This is a genomic window from Clostridium sp. ATCC BAA-442 (genome assembly GCF_964239415.1).
Taxonomy (GTDB): Bacteria; Bacillota; Clostridia; order Oscillospirales; family Oscillospiraceae; genus Flavonifractor; species Flavonifractor plautii.
The window spans coordinates 10586-26747 of sequence record NZ_CAXSQB010000050.1; the positions used below are offsets into that span (position 1 = coordinate 10586).

The 16162-nt window shown below is 57.6% G+C and carries 25 protein-coding genes; 16 read left to right on the plus strand and 9 right to left on the minus strand.

Features of this window, described 5'->3' with window-relative positions; genetic code table 11:
• Window positions 1-288 precede the first annotated feature (288 nt).
• Together ACESY8_RS16240 and ACESY8_RS16245 are read right to left on the minus strand one after the other, a co-directional pair.
• Entirely contained in the window at window positions 289-2280 is a 1992-nt protein-coding gene (locus ACESY8_RS16240) for an oxidoreductase (protein ID WP_204682316.1), read from the minus strand.
• A gap of 18 nt (window positions 2281-2298) precedes the next feature.
• Complete coding sequence (locus ACESY8_RS16245) at window positions 2299-3243, minus strand: NAD(P)H-dependent oxidoreductase (RefSeq protein ID WP_204682313.1); 945 nt, start codon at window positions 3241-3243, stop codon at window positions 2299-2301.
• Window positions 3244-3375: 132 nt separating this feature from the next.
• Between ACESY8_RS16245 and ACESY8_RS16250 the strand changes: the two genes are divergently transcribed.
• Complete coding sequence (locus ACESY8_RS16250) at window positions 3376-4284, plus strand: LysR family transcriptional regulator (protein WP_009259329.1); 909 nt, start codon at window positions 3376-3378, stop codon at window positions 4282-4284.
• A 75-nt stretch (window positions 4285-4359) separates the two neighbouring features.
• Here the strand turns inward: ACESY8_RS16250 and ACESY8_RS16255 are convergent, their stop codons facing one another.
• Window positions 4360-5160 (minus strand): PepSY domain-containing protein, encoded by an 801-nt coding sequence (locus ACESY8_RS16255; RefSeq protein WP_243427686.1) that lies wholly within the window; start codon window positions 5158-5160, stop codon window positions 4360-4362.
• 231 nt (window positions 5161-5391) lie between these two features.
• On the opposite strand from ACESY8_RS16255, the gene rpsF reads away from it, so the two are divergent.
• From rpsF to rpsR, 3 genes are all read left to right on the plus strand, one after another.
• On the plus strand, window positions 5392-5691 hold the full coding sequence (gene rpsF, locus ACESY8_RS16260; RefSeq protein ID WP_007490767.1) for a 30S ribosomal protein S6: 300 nt from the start codon (window positions 5392-5394) through the stop codon (window positions 5689-5691).
• A 16-nt stretch (window positions 5692-5707) separates the two neighbouring features.
• Entirely contained in the window at window positions 5708-6163 is a 456-nt protein-coding gene (locus ACESY8_RS16265) for a single-stranded DNA-binding protein (protein WP_498794862.1), read from the plus strand.
• A gap of 79 nt (window positions 6164-6242) precedes the next feature.
• Window positions 6243-6482, plus strand: a complete 240-nt coding sequence (gene rpsR / locus ACESY8_RS16270; protein ID WP_007490771.1) for a 30S ribosomal protein S18 — start codon at window positions 6243-6245, stop codon at window positions 6480-6482.
• A gap of 133 nt (window positions 6483-6615) precedes the next feature.
• On the opposite strand, the gene ACESY8_RS16275 is transcribed toward rpsR, so the two are convergent.
• The 4 genes from ACESY8_RS16275 to ACESY8_RS16290 all read right to left on the minus strand — a co-directional run bounded on the left by ACESY8_RS16275 (window position 6616) and on the right by ACESY8_RS16290 (window position 11118).
• A complete protein-coding gene (locus ACESY8_RS16275; protein ID WP_054339013.1) occupies window positions 6616-8721 on the minus strand; it encodes a sensor histidine kinase in 2106 nt (701 codons plus the stop codon).
• A 49-nt stretch (window positions 8722-8770) separates the two neighbouring features.
• Window positions 8771-9472 carry a response regulator transcription factor gene (locus ACESY8_RS16280; protein WP_009259326.1) on the minus strand — a complete coding sequence of 234 codons (702 nt, stop codon included), beginning with the start codon at window positions 9470-9472 and terminating at the stop codon, window positions 8771-8773.
• 205 nt (window positions 9473-9677) lie between these two features.
• Entirely contained in the window at window positions 9678-10709 is a 1032-nt protein-coding gene (locus ACESY8_RS16285; protein WP_204682311.1) for a tyrosine-type recombinase/integrase, read from the minus strand.
• Window positions 10710-10815: 106 nt separating this feature from the next.
• Complete coding sequence (locus tag ACESY8_RS16290) at window positions 10816-11118, minus strand: hypothetical protein (RefSeq protein WP_498794864.1); 303 nt, start codon at window positions 11116-11118, stop codon at window positions 10816-10818.
• Window positions 11119-11380: 262 nt separating this feature from the next.
• Between ACESY8_RS16290 and ACESY8_RS16295 the strand changes: the two genes are divergently transcribed.
• A complete protein-coding gene (locus tag ACESY8_RS16295) occupies window positions 11381-11515 on the plus strand; it encodes a hypothetical protein (protein ID WP_275556864.1) in 135 nt (44 codons plus the stop codon).
• A gap of 26 nt (window positions 11516-11541) precedes the next feature.
• On the opposite strand, the gene ACESY8_RS16300 is transcribed toward ACESY8_RS16295, so the two are convergent.
• Window positions 11542-11901, minus strand: a complete 360-nt coding sequence (locus ACESY8_RS16300; protein WP_498794865.1) for a helix-turn-helix domain-containing protein — start codon at window positions 11899-11901, stop codon at window positions 11542-11544.
• Between the two features lie 285 nt (window positions 11902-12186).
• On the opposite strand from ACESY8_RS16300, the gene ACESY8_RS16305 reads away from it, so the two are divergent.
• The 6 genes from ACESY8_RS16305 (at window position 12187) to ACESY8_RS16330 (ending at window position 14140) form a co-directional block, all read left to right on the plus strand.
• Window positions 12187-12507 (plus strand): hypothetical protein, encoded by a 321-nt coding sequence (locus ACESY8_RS16305; RefSeq protein WP_204682625.1) that lies wholly within the window; start codon window positions 12187-12189, stop codon window positions 12505-12507.
• A gap of 291 nt (window positions 12508-12798) precedes the next feature.
• Entirely contained in the window at window positions 12799-12963 is a 165-nt protein-coding gene (locus ACESY8_RS16310; protein ID WP_196033471.1) for a hypothetical protein, read from the plus strand.
• 275 nt (window positions 12964-13238) lie between these two features.
• Window positions 13239-13460: a hypothetical protein gene (locus tag ACESY8_RS16315; protein WP_498794866.1), complete on the plus strand. Its 222-nt coding sequence runs from the start codon at window positions 13239-13241 to the stop codon at window positions 13458-13460.
• Window positions 13399-13728: a hypothetical protein gene (locus tag ACESY8_RS16320; protein WP_204682622.1), complete on the plus strand. Its 330-nt coding sequence runs from the start codon at window positions 13399-13401 to the stop codon at window positions 13726-13728. Before ACESY8_RS16315 ends, ACESY8_RS16320 begins: the two co-directional genes overlap by 62 nt.
• Window positions 13728-13910 (plus strand): hypothetical protein, encoded by a 183-nt coding sequence (locus ACESY8_RS16325; protein ID WP_204682620.1) that lies wholly within the window; start codon window positions 13728-13730, stop codon window positions 13908-13910. The genes ACESY8_RS16320 and ACESY8_RS16325 overlap by 1 nt, the downstream gene beginning before the upstream one ends.
• Window positions 13907-14140, plus strand: coding sequence for a hypothetical protein (locus ACESY8_RS16330; protein ID WP_498794867.1), 234 nt, complete (start codon window positions 13907-13909; stop codon window positions 14138-14140). Before ACESY8_RS16325 ends, ACESY8_RS16330 begins: the two co-directional genes overlap by 4 nt.
• Before the next feature lie 77 nt (window positions 14141-14217).
• Here ACESY8_RS16330 and ACESY8_RS16335 read toward each other — a convergent pair whose 3' ends face one another.
• Window positions 14218-14490 (minus strand): hypothetical protein, encoded by a 273-nt coding sequence (locus ACESY8_RS16335; RefSeq protein ID WP_498794868.1) that lies wholly within the window; start codon window positions 14488-14490, stop codon window positions 14218-14220.
• A 149-nt stretch (window positions 14491-14639) separates the two neighbouring features.
• Between ACESY8_RS16335 and ACESY8_RS16340 the strand changes: the two genes are divergently transcribed.
• The 5 genes from ACESY8_RS16340 to ACESY8_RS16360 form a co-directional block, all read left to right on the plus strand.
• The gene (locus ACESY8_RS16340) at window positions 14640-14816 is read left to right on the plus strand and encodes a hypothetical protein (RefSeq protein WP_021630554.1); all 177 of its coding nucleotides are present in this window, start codon (window positions 14640-14642) and stop codon (window positions 14814-14816) included.
• A complete protein-coding gene (locus tag ACESY8_RS16345) occupies window positions 14816-15028 on the plus strand; it encodes a hypothetical protein (protein ID WP_498794869.1) in 213 nt (70 codons plus the stop codon). Before ACESY8_RS16340 ends, ACESY8_RS16345 begins: the two co-directional genes overlap by 1 nt.
• Complete coding sequence (locus ACESY8_RS16350) at window positions 15025-15261, plus strand: hypothetical protein (protein WP_270513012.1); 237 nt, start codon at window positions 15025-15027, stop codon at window positions 15259-15261. The genes ACESY8_RS16345 and ACESY8_RS16350 overlap by 4 nt, the downstream gene beginning before the upstream one ends.
• Window positions 15245-15844 carry a phage replication initiation protein, NGO0469 family gene (locus tag ACESY8_RS16355; protein ID WP_498794870.1) on the plus strand — a complete coding sequence of 200 codons (600 nt, stop codon included), beginning with the start codon at window positions 15245-15247 and terminating at the stop codon, window positions 15842-15844. The genes ACESY8_RS16350 and ACESY8_RS16355 overlap by 17 nt, the downstream gene beginning before the upstream one ends.
• Window positions 15845-15859: 15 nt before the next feature.
• Window positions 15860-16162: DUF6291 domain-containing protein (locus ACESY8_RS16360; protein ID WP_498794871.1), on the plus strand; the 303-nt coding region annotated here is incomplete at its 3' end.

Consider the following 16162-nt stretch of genomic DNA (forward strand, 5'->3'; position numbering starts at 1 on the left):
GCCCCAGGCATTGCCTGGGGCGCCGCAGACGGGCGAAAAACCTTCCAGGAAGGAAAGCCTCGCAGAATTCCTGCGGCCACAGCCGCAGGAATAACATGAAAATCAGTCATTTCCGGGGACATGCGCCCCGGAAATGACACTTCCGCGCAAGATGAGCCGACTTTTCCGTCGGGAATCAAGGTTCATCTTGCGCGCATCTCCCTCGAAAAAGTGGCTCTTGCCGCTTTTCCGACAAGCAGAACCCCTCCGGTTTAGCCGGAGGGGTTGATTTATTCCGGGGCGGGGGACTCAGCGGCCCACCTCGATGCCGGCCAGATAGGCGCTGCGGGTGGCCTGATCCACCTTGCCGGGCTGGATGGCGTCGCCGATGACCCAGGTCTTGAGTCCGGCGGCCTCGGCGGCGGCCTTCAGGGGGGCGATGTCCACGCTCTTCATGCCCAGGGCAAAGAGGACGGTGTCGGCCTCCAGGGTCTGGACGCCGCCGGCGTTCTCCACCTTCACGCCGGTGGGGGTGATCTCCAGGCAGCGGGTCTTGGGCAGCATGGCCATGCCGCATTTCTCCATCTCCCAGATCAGGGCCTCCCGGTACATGCCGAAGGACTCGTTGGCCAGCCGGCCCAGCAGCTCCACCACGGTGACCTCGTGGCCGGTCTTCTGGAGGAAGAGGCCGGCCTCGCAGCCCACCAGGCCGCCGCCCACCATAACAATCTTGTGGCCGGGCTTGACCTTGCCGTCGTACATGTCCATGGCCTTGTGGGCGTGCCCGATGCCGGGCACCGGGGGACAGGAGGGCAGGGAGCCGGTAGCAAAGATGACGCCGTCGGCACCGAAGGAGGTGATGTTCTCCGGCGTGATCACGGTGTTGAGCCGCACGTCGATGTCACGGCGCTCCACCTCACGCACCAGCAGGTTCTTGAAGTTCATCAGGTCGGGCTTGTCGGTGTCCACGTCGGTGAACCGCAGCAGGCCGCCCAGGCGGGGGCCCTGCTCGGCCAGGATGACCTTCTGGCCCCGGTCACAGGCGGTGATGGCGGCCTGCATGCCGGCCGCGCCGCCGCCCACGATGAGCACGGTCTCCTGCTTGGAGGCGGGGGCCAGGGTGTCGGGATCGAAGGGCAGGTGGGCCAGGGGGTTGATGGTGCAGTGGCCCACGTAGAGGGCCAGCTCCTCGCTGGTGAAGGGCAGGTCGTCATAGCCCTCCTCGGGGGAGCCGGGGAAGCACTTGTAGCAGCGCAGGCAGCGGCGGATCTGATCCTCATGGCCGCGCTTGGCCTTGTTGGCAAACTCGGGGTCGGCCAGCATCTGGCGGCCCAGGATGGCAAAGTCGATCTTGCCCTCGGCAATGGCCTGCTCGCACAGCTCGGGGGAGTTGATGCCGCCCACGGCGCCCACGGGCAGCTTGGTGTACGTCTTGATGATGGCGGCGTTGTCGATGTTCAGGCCGTGGGGGTGGAACATGGAGCTCTCGGTGCCCGACTTGACCGACGCCTCATAGATACCGCAGGTCACGTGGACGGAGGTGATGTAGGGCTCGGCCATGGCGACGAATGCGCCGGTCTCCTCGGGGGTGATGCCGCCGGGCTGGTGGTCGGTGCCGTCGATGCGCAGCTCCACCAGGAAGTCGGGGCCCACCGCCTCCCGGACGGCCTTCAGAATCTGGAGGGGGAAGCGGGCGCGGTTCTCCAGAGAGCCGCCGTAGCTGTCGGTGCGGGTGTTCATCAGGGGGGAGAGGAACTGGGTGAAGAGGAAGCCGTGGCCGCCGTGGATGAGCACGCCGTCAAAGCCCGCCTTCTGCATGTAGGTGGCGGAGACGGCGAAGTCGCGGGCGATGCGGGCCATGTCGTCCTCGTTCATGGGGTGCACCCTCACGCCGGCCAGGTTGGTGGTCTCGATGGGGCCGATGGCCTCCTCGTTGGGGCCGAAGGGCACCTTCTCCTTGCCGCAGTGAACCAGCTCGGCCAGCGCCACCGCGCCGTGGCGCTTGATGCGGCGGGCGTACTCGCCCACCGCCTGGAAGGTCTCCATGTCCTCCTCGGGCTTGGCAAAGTCAAAGGGGCGGAAGCCGGGGATGCGCACGGCGTCCACAAAGTTCACATCGGTCTCGCCCACGATGACGCAGGCGTTGCCGCCCCTGGCGCTGCTCTCCAGCTTGCGGTAGGTGAAGTCCCGGGCGTCCGGGTTCTGAACAATGAGGCCGAAGGCCATGGGGGCGCTGACGATGCGGTTGCGGTAGGTCACCTTGCCCACCTGCATGGGGGAAAACAGATGCTCGAATTTCATGACAATCAGACTCCTTTCTTAGATGCCGGGGAACTGGATGCTCTGGTACTTGGGCAGGCGCTCGGCCACCAGATGGCGCTTGGCCGGATCCATGAAGAAGCCGCCCTGGGTCTCGGCGATCTCGTCGCAGTGAACCCCGCGGCCCTCCTCGGTGGTGCGGTCACGCTCCAGCCCATTCTCGGCGATGACGAATTTCCAGCGCCCGTCCTCGGTCTGCTCCAGGGTGCCGCCCGCGCCGCACACCACGCACTCGATGGGGTACTGCAGCCCCTTCCACTGGGGCTCGCCCAGGCACAGGGCGTTGGAGTGGCAGTTGGGACACCAGCCGTAGTCGGGATCGCCCAGCCACTTGCGCTCGGCGGGGGGCGTGTTGAGGGCCTTCATCACGTTCAGGCCCATCTCCCGGGCCCGGGCCACCTTCTCCTCGTAGAGGAGCACCTGGGCGGGGGCGGGAACCTGGGTGGCCATGTACATGTCCACAATCTTGAAGCTGTTGGTGAAGGTGGTGGCCTGCATGCACTCCAGGGCCATGGACTGCCAGGAGCGGGTGGAGCCGCCCACGGCGATGAGCGCGCCCACCCGGTCCCGGGGCGCGATGGCGCCGATCTTGGTCAGGAAGGCCGACTCATAGGCCAGGTTGCGGTGCATGAACTTCAAAAACAGGGAGGAGGGCATCAGATCATAGGTGGGGGCGGAGAAGATCACCGCATCCTGTTCCAGCATCACATCCATGATTTTCTGCTTGTCGTCCTTGTCCGCCAGGGAACAGCCGGTGTTCTTCCCCATGGACATGCCCATGGTGCAGGCGGTGCAGCCGTTGCAGTCCAGGAGCTCGTAATCCTTCAGGTTGATCATGCGGACCTCGGCCCCCTGCTCCCGGCAGGCCAGAAGAGCCTCCTTGAGCAGGATTTCACAGTTGCTGTCCTTGCGTCCGGCGGTCACGCCCATTACTTGAAACGCCACGCGCATCACTCCTCTTTTATAATCGGGCAAATTGTATCACTCCGGGCGAAAAAAGTGAAATTCACGTTTTTTCCAGGATTGATAAAAAAGCGTTATCAATTTATAATACGAGCAGAGAGAGGAGGGAGCGCAATGAACACCGAGCAGCTTCGCTATTTCGTGTCGGTGGCCCGTTACCGGAACTTTACCGAGACGGCGCGGGAATTCTATGTGACGCAGCCCGCCGTGACCCATCAGATCTCCGCCCTGGAGCGGGAGGTGGGCGCACGCCTGTTTCTGCGCACCACAAGGAACGTGTCGCTCACCCGGGCCGGGGAGCTCTTCCTGGAGGACGCCAAGCGCATCCTGGACCAGGAGGAGCGGGCCCTGGGCCGCCTGCGCCAGCTAGAGTCCTCGGGATGTTGGGAGCTGCGCATCGGCTACCTCAATTCCCCCTCCCGCCACTTTTTGCCCCGGCTGATCGCCGCCTATCGGGAGGCGTATCCCCAGGTCCGCGTGGAGCTCATCCGGCGGGACGCCACCGGCATCCAGGCGGGCATCGACGCGGCGGCTTATGATGTGAGCTTCTCGGTGCTCTCCGACTTGAAGGGGATGAACGGCTACGCCTGCCGCAAGCTGGGGGCCGACTTCTACTGCCTGGTCTGCCCGCGGGAGCACCCCTGCCTGGACAACGCCGTGATCGACTACGCCAAGCTGGCCACGGAGCCCTTTGCCTGCCTGTCCCACACCGGCGGGGCCTATATGTATAAGCAGTTCCTCCAGATCTGCCGGGGACTGGGTTTCACCCCGGCGTCGGTCACAGAGTATCCCGCCCTGGAGGATGTGATCTTTGCCGTGGAGTGCGGACAGGCAATTGCCATTCTCCCTTTCCGGATTCGGGAGTACATGCATACCACCGGCCTGGCCTTTGTCCCGCTGGAGGGGCATGGGCAGACCATCGAGCTGGGGGTGGCGTGGCGGGAGCCCAGTGACAATCCGGCCGTGGAGTGGTTTATGGCCATGGTCAACCGCTGGCTTCTGGAGCATCCGGAGCTGTTTTAACGCAGACGCAAAAAAGTACCGTCAGGCGGCAGCGCCTGACGGTACTTTCGGGTACGGAGCGGTTTGCGAAAGGAATTAGTCGTAGATGCTGTCCACGTCCCAGTCGGTGATGATGCCGGTGGCGGCGTTGATGTCGCACTCATACTCCATGGTGCCCGAGACCATCTTGATCTCATAGATATAGCGGCCGTCGTCCCAGTCCAGGTGGCAGCGTACCACGGAGGCGCCGGAGGGGGCTTTTGCCAAAGCGATCTCCTTGGCCTTGGCCTCGCTGATCAGATTGTTGGTGGAGGTGCCAGGGGTGGAAGGGTTGGCGGCGTTGTTTCCGGGATTCCACAGGGAGAAATCATCCCAGTCATGGTCATAGGAGCGAATGGCGCCTGTCGTGGCGTCGATGCTGTAATCGTACTCCGTGTTCCCGGCGTAGAATTCCACCTCGTACTCGGTGCGGCCGTCGTCCCAGTCCAGTCCGGCCTTCACGAAGATGGCGTCGGCGGCCTTCACGCCGGCGTGGTTCAGGGCGATCTCCTTGGCCTTGTCTACGGAGATGTAGTTGGAGGCGGAGGGGGTGGAGGCGATATAGCGGTCGGGGGTGGTGAGGACGGCGGTATAGTTGGCGGAGTCAAAGTCCACCTTCAGGCCGGCGGCCTCACAGATGGCGCGGACGGGGGCGTAGGTGGTGCCGTTATAAGAGAACAGGGGGACATCCCTGCCCTTGGCGTCCTTGGGGGAGAAGACCGCACCGTTGAGGGTGATGCGGATGTTGTCATCCACGGTGATGGTGCGGCTGGCCGCCATGGCCGACACACCCAGGCCCACCGTCAGGGCAGCCACCAGAATACCACTGCAAAAGCCTTTTCCAAAACCCTTTTTCATCATCAAAACTCCTTTATCCTGTCAAATCTGCGGCGGGGTTTCCCGCCCGTTCTGACAGTAAAATGAAGCAGAGGGGCCGTTTATTGCACGGAAGCAAAAAAATATTATTTTTTTGGAAAGGCTTGACTTTTTCGCTGATTCCTATATAATAATATAGCTTGTTTCAAAACAGGCCATCCTTGCCCCCGCACAAGGGCGGGGGCCATACGTCCATAAGGAGGTGCAAAGAAAATGGCAAAACTGAGCGGAAACTACGAGGTGGTCTTCATCCTCAATCCCAACCTGGATGAGGAGGCCACCGCTGCCATGGTGGCCAAGTTCAAGACCCTGGTGGAGCAGAACGGCACCCTGGCTGAGGTTGAGGAGTGGGGCAAGCGCCACTTGGCCTATCCCATCAACGACCTGACCGAGGGCTACTACGTGCTGATGACCTTCAACGCTAAGCCCGAGTTCCCCCGTGAGCTGGATCGTATCCTGCGGATCACCGACGGCGTGATGCGTTCCCTGATCGTCTGCAAGGACGAGAAGTAAGAAGGGAGCGGCAGACATGCTGAACCGGATTATTCTCATGGGCCGTCTGACCCGTGATCCCGAGCTGCGCCACACCCAGACGGGGACCCCCGTGGCCTCCTTCTCCCTGGCGGTGGACCGGGACTTCAAGGACAAGACCACCGGCGAGAAGTCCACGGACTTCATCGACATCGTGGCCTGGCGTCAGACCGCCGAATTTGTCTCCCGTTTCTTCACTAAGGGCCGTATGGCCGTGGTGGAGGGCCGGCTCCAGCTCCGGGACTGGACCGACCGGGACGGCAACAAGCGCCGCACTGCGGAGGTGATCGCCGACAACGTGTACTTCGGCGACTCCAAGCGGGACGCGGAGGCGGGCGGCTATGCCGCGCCCTCCGGCGGGTTCGGCGCTCCGGCCGGCGGCTACTCCGCCCCCATGGGCGGCGGCGATCAGTTCGCCGAGCTCTCTGACGACGACGGGGAGCTGCCCTTCTAACACATTTTGCGCACGACAGTCGGTGCGCAGCAATAAAACAAGACGGGCTGAAGGCCCGTGAAAAAGGAGGTTCCCTGTTATGGCTATGGATAGAGAGCGCCCCCGCGGCCGCAAGCGCCGCAAGGTCTGCACCTTCTGTGTGGACAAGGTGGAGCACATCGACTACAAGGACGCGGTCAAGCTGCGCCGGTTCCTGTCTGAGCGGAGCAAGATTCTGCCCCGCCGCACCACCGGCACCTGCGCCATGCACCAGCGTCAGCTCACTGAGGCCATCAAGCGCGCTCGTCAGATCGCGCTGCTGCCCTTCGTGACCGACTAATTGCAGAAGCAAACGAGAGGCCAGCCCTTCGGGGCCTCTCGTTGTTTGCATTGGGGGACGGCGGGCGGCCACAAGGGCCGCCCCTACAAACTGGTAGGGGACTTTGTAGGGGCGGGGTTTATCCGCCCGCCTCCTATGCGTTCGCGGGCAGCTCCGGCACGGCGGCCTCCGGGAAGGAGACCACGGCCTTGAAGAGATCACCGTCGATATCCAGGCGGAAGGCGCCGCCCTGGAGCTCGGTGAGGCTGCGGGCGATGGACAGGCCCAGGCCGGAGCCCTCGGTGGTGCGGGACTCCTCCCCCCGGACGAACCGCTCCATGAGCCGCTCGGCGGGGATGTTGAGGGGCTGGCGGGAGATGTTCTTGATGGACAGGACCACCTTGCCCTCCCAGCGGCACACCTCCACATAGATGCGGGTGCCCTCCAGGGCGTACTTGTTGCAGTTGGAGAGCAGGTTGTCGATGACCCGCCACAGGTGGCGGCCGTCGGCCAGGATGGAGCACTCCTCCTCCGGGAAGGCGGGTACCACAGTGAGCCGGCTCTGGGCAAATTTTTCCTCAAACTCCCCCAGGGCCTGCTGGACGAGCTGCACCATGCCCAGCCGGTCCAGGTGCACCGACAGGCTTCCGGTGGACGCCTTGGACGCCTCCACCAGATCCTCCGTCAGCTTCTTGAGGCGCTGGCTCTTGCGGTCCAGCACCTCGATATATTCCTGGGCCTTGGGATTGTCGATGTCCTGCTTTTTCAGCAGATCCACATAGTTGATGATGCTGGTCAGAGGGGTCTTGAGATCGTGGGAGACGTTGGTGATCAGCTCGGCCTTGAAGCGCTCGCTCTGGATGCGCTCGTCCACGGCATTTCCGATGGCGGCGCCCAAATCGTTGAGCTGCCCGGCGTGCCGGGCCAGGTCGCTGTACATTTTGTGGGTGTCGATCTTGAAGTCCGGGTCGCCCCCCACGATGCGGCCGGTGCCCTCCCGCACCCGCTTCCATTGGATGGTCCAGCGGCAGAGGCAGTAGAGCACAAAGCCCTGAAACACGGGGATGAGGAAGATGGTCAGCGTGGTGAGCAGGGTGCCGGCCAGGTAGAGCAGAAAGAGCACCACCACCCGGCCCGTCATGGGCCAGCTCCGGGCCGCCGCCCGGCAGCCCCGGGCGATCAGCTTGCACAGCATACAGATGAGGGTATTGCTCCACAGGGTGCGGGTCTTGATGCGGGTGGCCACGGTAAGGCAGAAGGCCAGGACACAGCCCAGAATGGCTACGGTGATGACACACATGCCGACCAGCAGGTCGGTGGCCAGTTGGGATACGTTGAGGCCGAAGGCGATCGCGTCCCCCGCGTTGAGAAGGAGGGCGATGGCCCAAAACGCGCCGAAGGCCAGCAGATCCAGCGGGATGCGGTCGAACCAGTTGCACCTCGGGCGGCTCTCCTCCTTCCGCCAGCCGGCAGCCCGGAGCAGAAACACCAGCAGGAGTATCCCTGCGATGTCCAGCACCAGGGCCAGCACCGCCAGGGCGGGGAGGTAGCTGGCGTACTGCTGGTAGTCCTGGTAACTGTCCCAGAACTCGTCCTGGACGGTGAGCGGGTCGGTTGCGCCGTATTCCAGGGCCAGCACGGAGGTGGTCACCCGGCTGTCCATCTGCTCGTCATAGTTCCAGGTATAGCCGTCAAAGGTGTAGCCGTATTGGGCGGCGAGCCCGGCATCCTCCGGGGTGACGAGCTGCTTGGTGCCAGCGGCGTCGGGAAGGGCGATATAGAGGAGGTAGTACTGCTCCTTACCGTTCCAGACCACATAATCCTGCTCGCGGGCGGCCCCGTTCTGGGTGAGGGAGAGCTCCTCCTGCTCCACAGCGTGAACGCTCTCGTCCAGGGAGGCCGCCCCCTCCAGGTTGGAGTAGACGAGGGTGCCGGTGTCGTTGCGCCGGATGGCAAAGCGGAAGTTGGTCCGCTCCGGAGAGAGGGCCTCCTCCAGCATGTCCAGCCGCCGCTGGTCCAGGTAGGGCAGGGCGCCGTTCCACTCCTGGTTTTGGAGCAGCCGGGCCAGCTCGTGCACCTGACTGGAGCGGTTATACAGGTCGGAGTAATAGTCGTTGCTGTCGTAATACCCGCTGCCCAGCCACAGGGTATCCCACTGGTAGAGGATAAAGACAGTGGACCAGAAGCCGCCGGCGCCCACGGCCAAGGCCAGAAGGACGGCGGCCGTCTTGGCCGCCAGACTGGTTCGGAATCGTTTCATGGCATTACCTCCTGGAATATGGGCGGGGTGCGGCCGGAGCGAGCGCCCCCTAGACCTTTTCCATCTTGTACCCCAGCCCCCAGACCACCTTGATGTACCGGGGGTTGGCCGGGTCGATCTCCAGCTTCTCCCGCAGGTGGCGGATGTGGACTGCCACCGTGTTTTCCGAGCCGAGAGAGGGGTCGTTCCACACCAGCTCATAGATCTGGCTGGTGGAGAACACCCGGCCGGGGTTCTTCATCAGCAGGAGAAGGATGTTGTACTCGATGGGGGTGAGGCTGACCCCCTCCCCGTCCACGGTGACCGATTTGGCCCCGTCATCCAGCGCGATGCCGCCGTTGGTGAGCAGGGCGGGATTGGCCTCCCCGCCGCCCTGCTTGCCGCCCAGGCTGGTGTAGCGCCGGAGCTGGCTCTTGACCCGTGCGATGACCTCGATGGGATTGAAGGGCTTGGTGATGTAGTCGTCCGCCCCGATGTTCAGCCCCAGGATTTTGTCGCTGTCCTCGCTCTTGGCGGTGAGCAGGATGATGGGCACGTTGCAGCTCTCCCGCAGCTTGGCCGTGGTGCGGATGCCGTCCAGGCCGGGCATCATCACGTCCAGCAGGATCAGATCCACCGGCTCGCGCTCCGCCAGGCGCAGGCACTCCAGCCCGTCGTAGGCCTTCACGGTGGCATAGCCCTCGCTGGTCAGGTAGATGTCCAGGGCGGAGACGATGTCCTTGTCGTCGTCGCAGATCAGGATGGTATTCATACAGTCACCTCAGATTGTAAAGTCAGTATAGCAGACGAAGCTTAAGGGGCGAGGGGGAAAATCTTTAAAAAGCGTTTAAGATTCCATGTTATCAAAGAACCAAAAGCAATCAAATTGTTAATGAAGTGTGCAATCAATAATAACTTTTCAGAACTTTTGATGTATTGTTCTATTTGCACATATTTAAGAAGAAAGTTACAAATACTTAGGAAACCTTCTGTAGCTCTTTAGCCAAAAACGAAACATCTACGTGCGTATAATGCTCGGTAACATCTCCATCAGAATGTCCTAAGATACGCTTTATAGCGACTTCGTCCACCCCAGCCATCCTCATTCGAGATGCGGCGGTATGCCTGCACCAATGAGGGGTAGCACCAAGTGCCCCTAATTCTTCCATGACTCCAGAGAAGAGGGCCCGGTATTTGCGTGCCGGTATTGCATTACCGTCGTCATCACAGATAATAGTTTTACCGTCCCTGGACAGCCACTTGGTCAGATATGGCATGATTTTAGGGTGTACCGGGACAATCCGATTTTTCCCGGCCTGTGTTTTTAGTCCGCCCTGCAAATAGTTCCCATCTGGATGATAGGAAAATCTGGTGAGCCCCAAAAACTCAGATACTCGGAATCCAGTATAACATAGCATTAGTACGGTATCGGCCCAAGGGAATCCAGAGGACGCTAATTTCTCAATCTTCCTCATAGTGATATCATCAAAGGCGCCTTTCTCCACTTTTGCTCCAACGATGGGCACCTCGACAAACTGTGAATAATCTTTTGCAACAAGATCACGTTCCATTGCGTGCTTAAAAAGAGCTTTCATCAACAGTTTGTCGTTATTTATACTGGACTGTGACAGTCCAGCAGTTTCATCTTTGTCGATGACTGCCTGTAAATCATCTACCGTTATCTTTGATATCTCCTTCCCCTCCAGGGAACACAGACGGCCCCAAGAGGCTTTATAGCTGGCGATAGAGGCGGATCCTGCCTTTGTATACTTTTTGGCCGACCACTGAGCATATACGTCCCCCCAAGTAACGGCGAGTGACTTTGCCGGGATATTAGATGCCAAATATTTATCGAGGGCCTCCTGTGCTTCTTTGGCAGTTCTGTGGTAGGATAAATACTTTTGCTTCCACAGCCCGGGCCGCTCCAAATATGACACTCTAACGGCGTATCGGTTTCTGCGGTTTGGGCCAAGATTTACAATACTTCCGGTTCCGTTCGCTCTTCTCATTGACTTTTCTCCCTATTCTGGTAAAATAAAGGGGTGATAATGGCGGCCAAACCTTATCACCCCTATGTGAGCCGCTCCTGGTGTTCCAGCACCGGGGGCGGTATTTTTATTTCGCTTTTTTCAGTTCGGCGATTTCCTGATTCATGGTGCGGATCGCCAGCTTAAGCACGGATACTTCGTTTCGCAGTTCCTCGATTTCACTTTTTGGCGTGATGGCGTCCATAATGGCCTGCTGTCCCTCGGCCAAAAGGTTAAATCGGGTTGTGACCTCCGTGTCCAATAAAACCTTTACATCGTGCATGATGTCCTGTTTCTGCTGTTCCAACAAGCCCTTCGTTTCAGACATGATGTCCTGTTTTTGCTTCTCCATCAACTGTGCGATTGCCTGCAAATCTTTTTCGTCAAGCATATGTAAATCCTCCTATTACAATTCTGTCGCTAGATTCTCGTTCTGTTTGGCAATCATGGGTTGGTGTACCATATCATAAGTATAGTCCAATAATCCGTTCTTTTCTAACGAAGCAATCTCTTAGCATATAGAAAATAAGCTGCCACAATTTGGTGATAACACATATTGCTTAAATAGAACTAACGTTCTATAATGATGAACAAGGGGAACAAAATTCCAGACCAAAATATTGGTAAGGTACAAATTGGGAGGAGGGCGCGAAATGACGCCAAATGGAGAAAAAGTTGAAATGCTTAAAAAAGAAATTGAACTTGTCATGGAGCGGAACAAAAATGAAACTTATTTGAAATCGCTCCTTACGCGCGCCCTCGTCCTCGAAAAACTACATAATAAGTGATAAAAAGGCTCCGGGAAACCGGGGCCTTATTTTTTTGTAAAGCCGTCTATCAGTTTTCTGATGGCGGCTTTTTCGTCGTCCTCCATAAACCAATATGCCTTAATAATCCGCTTAATCAGATCATCATCAGACATGTGGATCTGCTCCATGACTTCGAGGAACTCCTCGTCCTCGTCCCTCTGGATATGGGGCTCTCCTTCTCCGGTACGCAGCCAGAGCTCGGAGATGTTAAATTCACGGCAGATTGAGTGGATTACTGCATCGGAGGGAACCCTTGCTCCGGTCTCATAAGTTGTTACCGTATTACCTTTGACACCTATTTTTTCTCCGAACTCTGATTGGGTCAACCCAGTATCTTTTCGGATCTGTTTAATCCTGCTTTTCAATATACACACCTCCCTGCAAGCAATTAGATTATATATTCTAAAACTCACTCTGTCAATATTATTTGCAAAAAAGATATTGACAATACTCACTAAGTGATGTAGTATATGGACAGAGTGAGGGAGGTGAGACGATGCCTGTATATGACACCAGCAAACTCGCAGATGCACGGACTGTTGCCGAAAATCTAGCAGGGCTCCCCAAAGAGGCGTTACTTTATATCGCAGGTTACGCCGAGGGGTACCGAGATAGACCCGCACGGAAACGCAAGAAGAAAGATAGCACCAATGGAGAAAAAGAAGCCCGCCCCTGACGGGGCGGAAATAAGGAAGTGGATGAGAAGAATGAATGATTTCGTCGAGAGAGCCAATGAAGCAATCTCAAATATGGCGGCGCAACCGCACAAGTGCGGAGATCTGGTGAGCATATATATCCCGGTTCCGCATGGGTTGGAAATCGGGAACAGCTACGAGGGAATCGACTTGGACAATGTCCGAGTTACTCCAGTAAGCGACGGAGTAGCCAGAGGTGCAGATGGGAAATTACTTTTTGATGCAAGCAAAATTGGCGCTGATTTGTACCTTGTGGAAGGGAATATGAAAAGGTAAAACCGCCCTGCGCGGAAACGCAGAACGGCTTTACAAAGTCACTTGCTCCCTAGTTTTTGGCTCCAATCGGAACCACGTTCCATCGTGTAAAATGGCTTTCCGTTTTCGGGGAAGTAACCAACGGACACTACCACATATCCTTCTTCCTCAAAGCGGACACGCTCCTCGTCTGAGGTGCATGTAATTTTCTCAACCAAGCGTTTCACCTCCCTTCGCCACATTCTACCACGGCAAAGAGAGAAGCACAACAAAAAGCCCGCCCCTGACGGGGCGGGGAAGGATGTAAGTGGGGTGAAGATCATCATTGAGGCTGATTCTAAAGAAATTGCTGACCTCGTACTTACACTACAAAGCCAGCGGAATCAAGATGAAATTGCTAAGAACTATACGATAGATATCTTTGGAAACAAATACCTCGATTACGAAAGTGGGGGCCGGGGATGTTCCAATGGATAGCTTTAGCTTTTGCGGCGCTTGAAGCAGGGTACATATTTATTTGTTGGTTCTTTGATGAGGAAATAAATGCGACAACGGTTTCTGTGCTTTCCGCAATAACGATTTTTTGGATAGCAATGCATTTCCTTGTTTCATAAATTTAATGGAGCACAACAAAAAGCGCCCCGGCCAGTGCATCACCACCGACCAGGGCATGACACCACGTAACGCAGCTACGAGGTATCGGAGACAGTATATCACATCCTCCGGCCTCTGGCAAGATTGGAGGATTTTTTATGGCCAAAGATGGGCAGCTCAACGAGACTAGCACGAAGCGGGAGATTGAGAACCGCTTCACCAATGCACGCCGCGTCATGGACGACCTATGCCGGGCTTACTATGGGATGACTTGGGATGAGCATGAGCGGCTCCACGGGGAGAAGGGAGGCGAAAACGATGAGGCCAAGAACGAGAGAGCGGCCACCGGTTCCAACGGACAACGAGATACTAGCATATGACAATGTTCCCTTGGACGTTGCGGCCCGATATCTGGACTGGCCCGAACAAACGGTAAGGCTGGCGCTCAGAGAAGGCCGGGCAACCTTCGGGATTGCGGTCAAGGACAAGGCGCTTACATACAAGATCAGCCCCGGAGGGCTGGTCAAGTACAAACGGGAGGGCGTACCGTGCTTTGACTACGAAACCATCGTACACATGATACGGACTGCGGTGGCGAGCACCATTCAAAGCGAAATGAGCGATTTCAAGACAGAACTTTTCAACTAATGAAAGAGAGTGAAAAAATTATGGGAGCACAAACCGAGCGCGACAGGCGCGCAAAGGCGTACAGCTACCGGGTCTACCGCCGCCGGGTACAGCAGGCGCAGGCGGTGGCACAGCGGGTGCAACTGGCGGTGGTTGCCGGAGCGGCGCTGGTTCTGGCTATTCTGGTGGCAGCGAGCCTATGAAAAAGCAACTGATCGTGACTACCGTATACCTGTTCTTTTTGTTGGCGCTGGTTGCACTGATCGAAATCATCTGGGGCCAGGAACCGGAGAGCCAGGCCATTGAGACCCCGGCAGCAACCACCACCCCGTCCCCCACGCCCACCGGCCCGCTCACCATCCAGATCACCGGCCTGGAGGGCGCGGAGAGCATCGACGATGTGTGGGCGACGATTACCATCCCGAAAGAATAACTACGCCCCGGCTAGTGGCGACACACCAGCCGAGGCAGAAAGGGGGAATATGATGTCAAGTTCTAATAATTGTGAAACTAAGAAAGCGGTTTTAACGGTTGAGGCGGTCCAAGAACATCTAGCTCAGACGGCTCAATCACGCCAATGTCTATCAGCAAAGATATTACAGTCATGGCCGAAATTTGGCTTGTGTATAAAGAAGAATTAACAGCCATTTTCATGGCAACGGTGTTTGGATCGTCAGAATCTTTTATTCCGTTCATAATTGCACTTGCCAATTCATCTGATTTCGCTTTTGAGTAATCGTCCAAAAAATCGCAACACCACTTTAATAAATCCACTCTAGTCACTTTATTCACCTCCTCCCTACCGCCTACATTTTACCATGGAAACGAGTGGAGAACAACAAAAAGCGCCGCTCCCCGGTGTACGAGACCGGAGGGCGGCAAGGGGAACATTTGTTTATTTACATTTTATAACGATTAGAAAGGAAAGTCAAATGAAATTGTATCAAAAGCGCAATGGAAATATGTCCAATCAGGACTGGCTTGACCTTGGTACGCTTCTTCTTAAGCTGGGCTATGTAGTTTCCATAGGAAAGGAGAAGCAAAGCGGATCTATGTACCGTTCTTATATCGAAATCCAGGGAAACGGACTGGAGAAGGAGGAGCTGTAATGCACATCCCATTGTATGACAGCCAGACGACTCCGGCATCTGCTTATTGCGAGAAGTGCCGCCAGGAGGTCTACCGCGGCGAGGCCCGGTTTCAGTGGGAGGGGCGGTGGCTCTGCCCGGACTGCTTCCGGGCCGCGGTCAATAAGGCCCTGAATGACTGCCCGGAGCAGGTGGCGCAGGAGATGGGGCTGGAAGTGGAGCGGTACGTATGAGCCGCGAGACCTGCGTGCGCTACTACACCACCGGCACGGCCACAGTGGCCGTCCACTTCCCCAATGGGCTGACGGTTTGCCAGTGGTGCCCCTACATCCAATACCGGGAGGGCCTCAAGCGCCACCAGTGTGCCCTCACCGGCGAGTTCCTGCCCTATCCATTTGACGGGATGGGGAATGAGTGCCCGATTACATTTGATAAGGAGGACAAGCAACATGAGTTTGACAGTTAAGGAGACCAAGGGCGGCGGCAGCGCTCCCATTGAACCAGGAGCGTATCCGGCCCGCTGCGTGGGCGTGGTCGATCTGGGCATCCAGCACAACGACTTTAACAACAAGGATCAAGAAAAGGTACGGCTTATTTTTGAGCTACCCACGGAGCGCGTGCAGGTGGACGGTGAGGACAAACCCCGCTGGCTCAGCAAGCCCTACACCGCCTCCCTCCATGAGAAGTCCACCCTGCGCCACGATTTGGACGCCTGGCGCGGTAAGCCCTTTACCCAGGAGGAGCTGGCCGGGTTCAATCTGGCGAATGTAATCAACGCCCCCTGTTTACTTACCGTGGTCAACCAGGAGGGCAAGAATGGCGGTACTTATGCGAAGATCGCCGGTATTTCCAAGCCTATGAAGGGAATGGAGGTTCCGCCCCTTGAAAACGAGACGATTCAGTTTGACATGGATGCAGAGGACGCCGAAGAGACACTGAAAAAGCTTCCAACCTGGATGCAGGAGGAAATCCAGAAGTCCGTGACCTGGAAGGCGAGGACGTCCGGCCCTTTTGAAGATGCCGACGAGGACGGCGAGCTCCCGTTTTAAGGGGGCCTCCGCCCTATGGAATACATTAAAATCCCTATAATCTGCGCCGACGCCATTTTGGCCCTCGGAGAAGCGGAGTGTGGCCGGTTGCTTATGTCCCTTCTGGAATACAGTAGGGGCGGAGGTACGGTTGAACCCCGTGGTGCTGAGAAGTCAATCTATCTAATTTTGAAAGCGCAGATGGACAAGGATACAGAGACAGGGCGGAAACGTGCGGAGAACGGGCGGAAAGGCGGCATAGCAAAGTCTAGCAAATTAAAGCAAAATCTAGCAAGCGATAGCATACCCCCTTCCCCGCTTCCTTCTCCCCCCATGCCC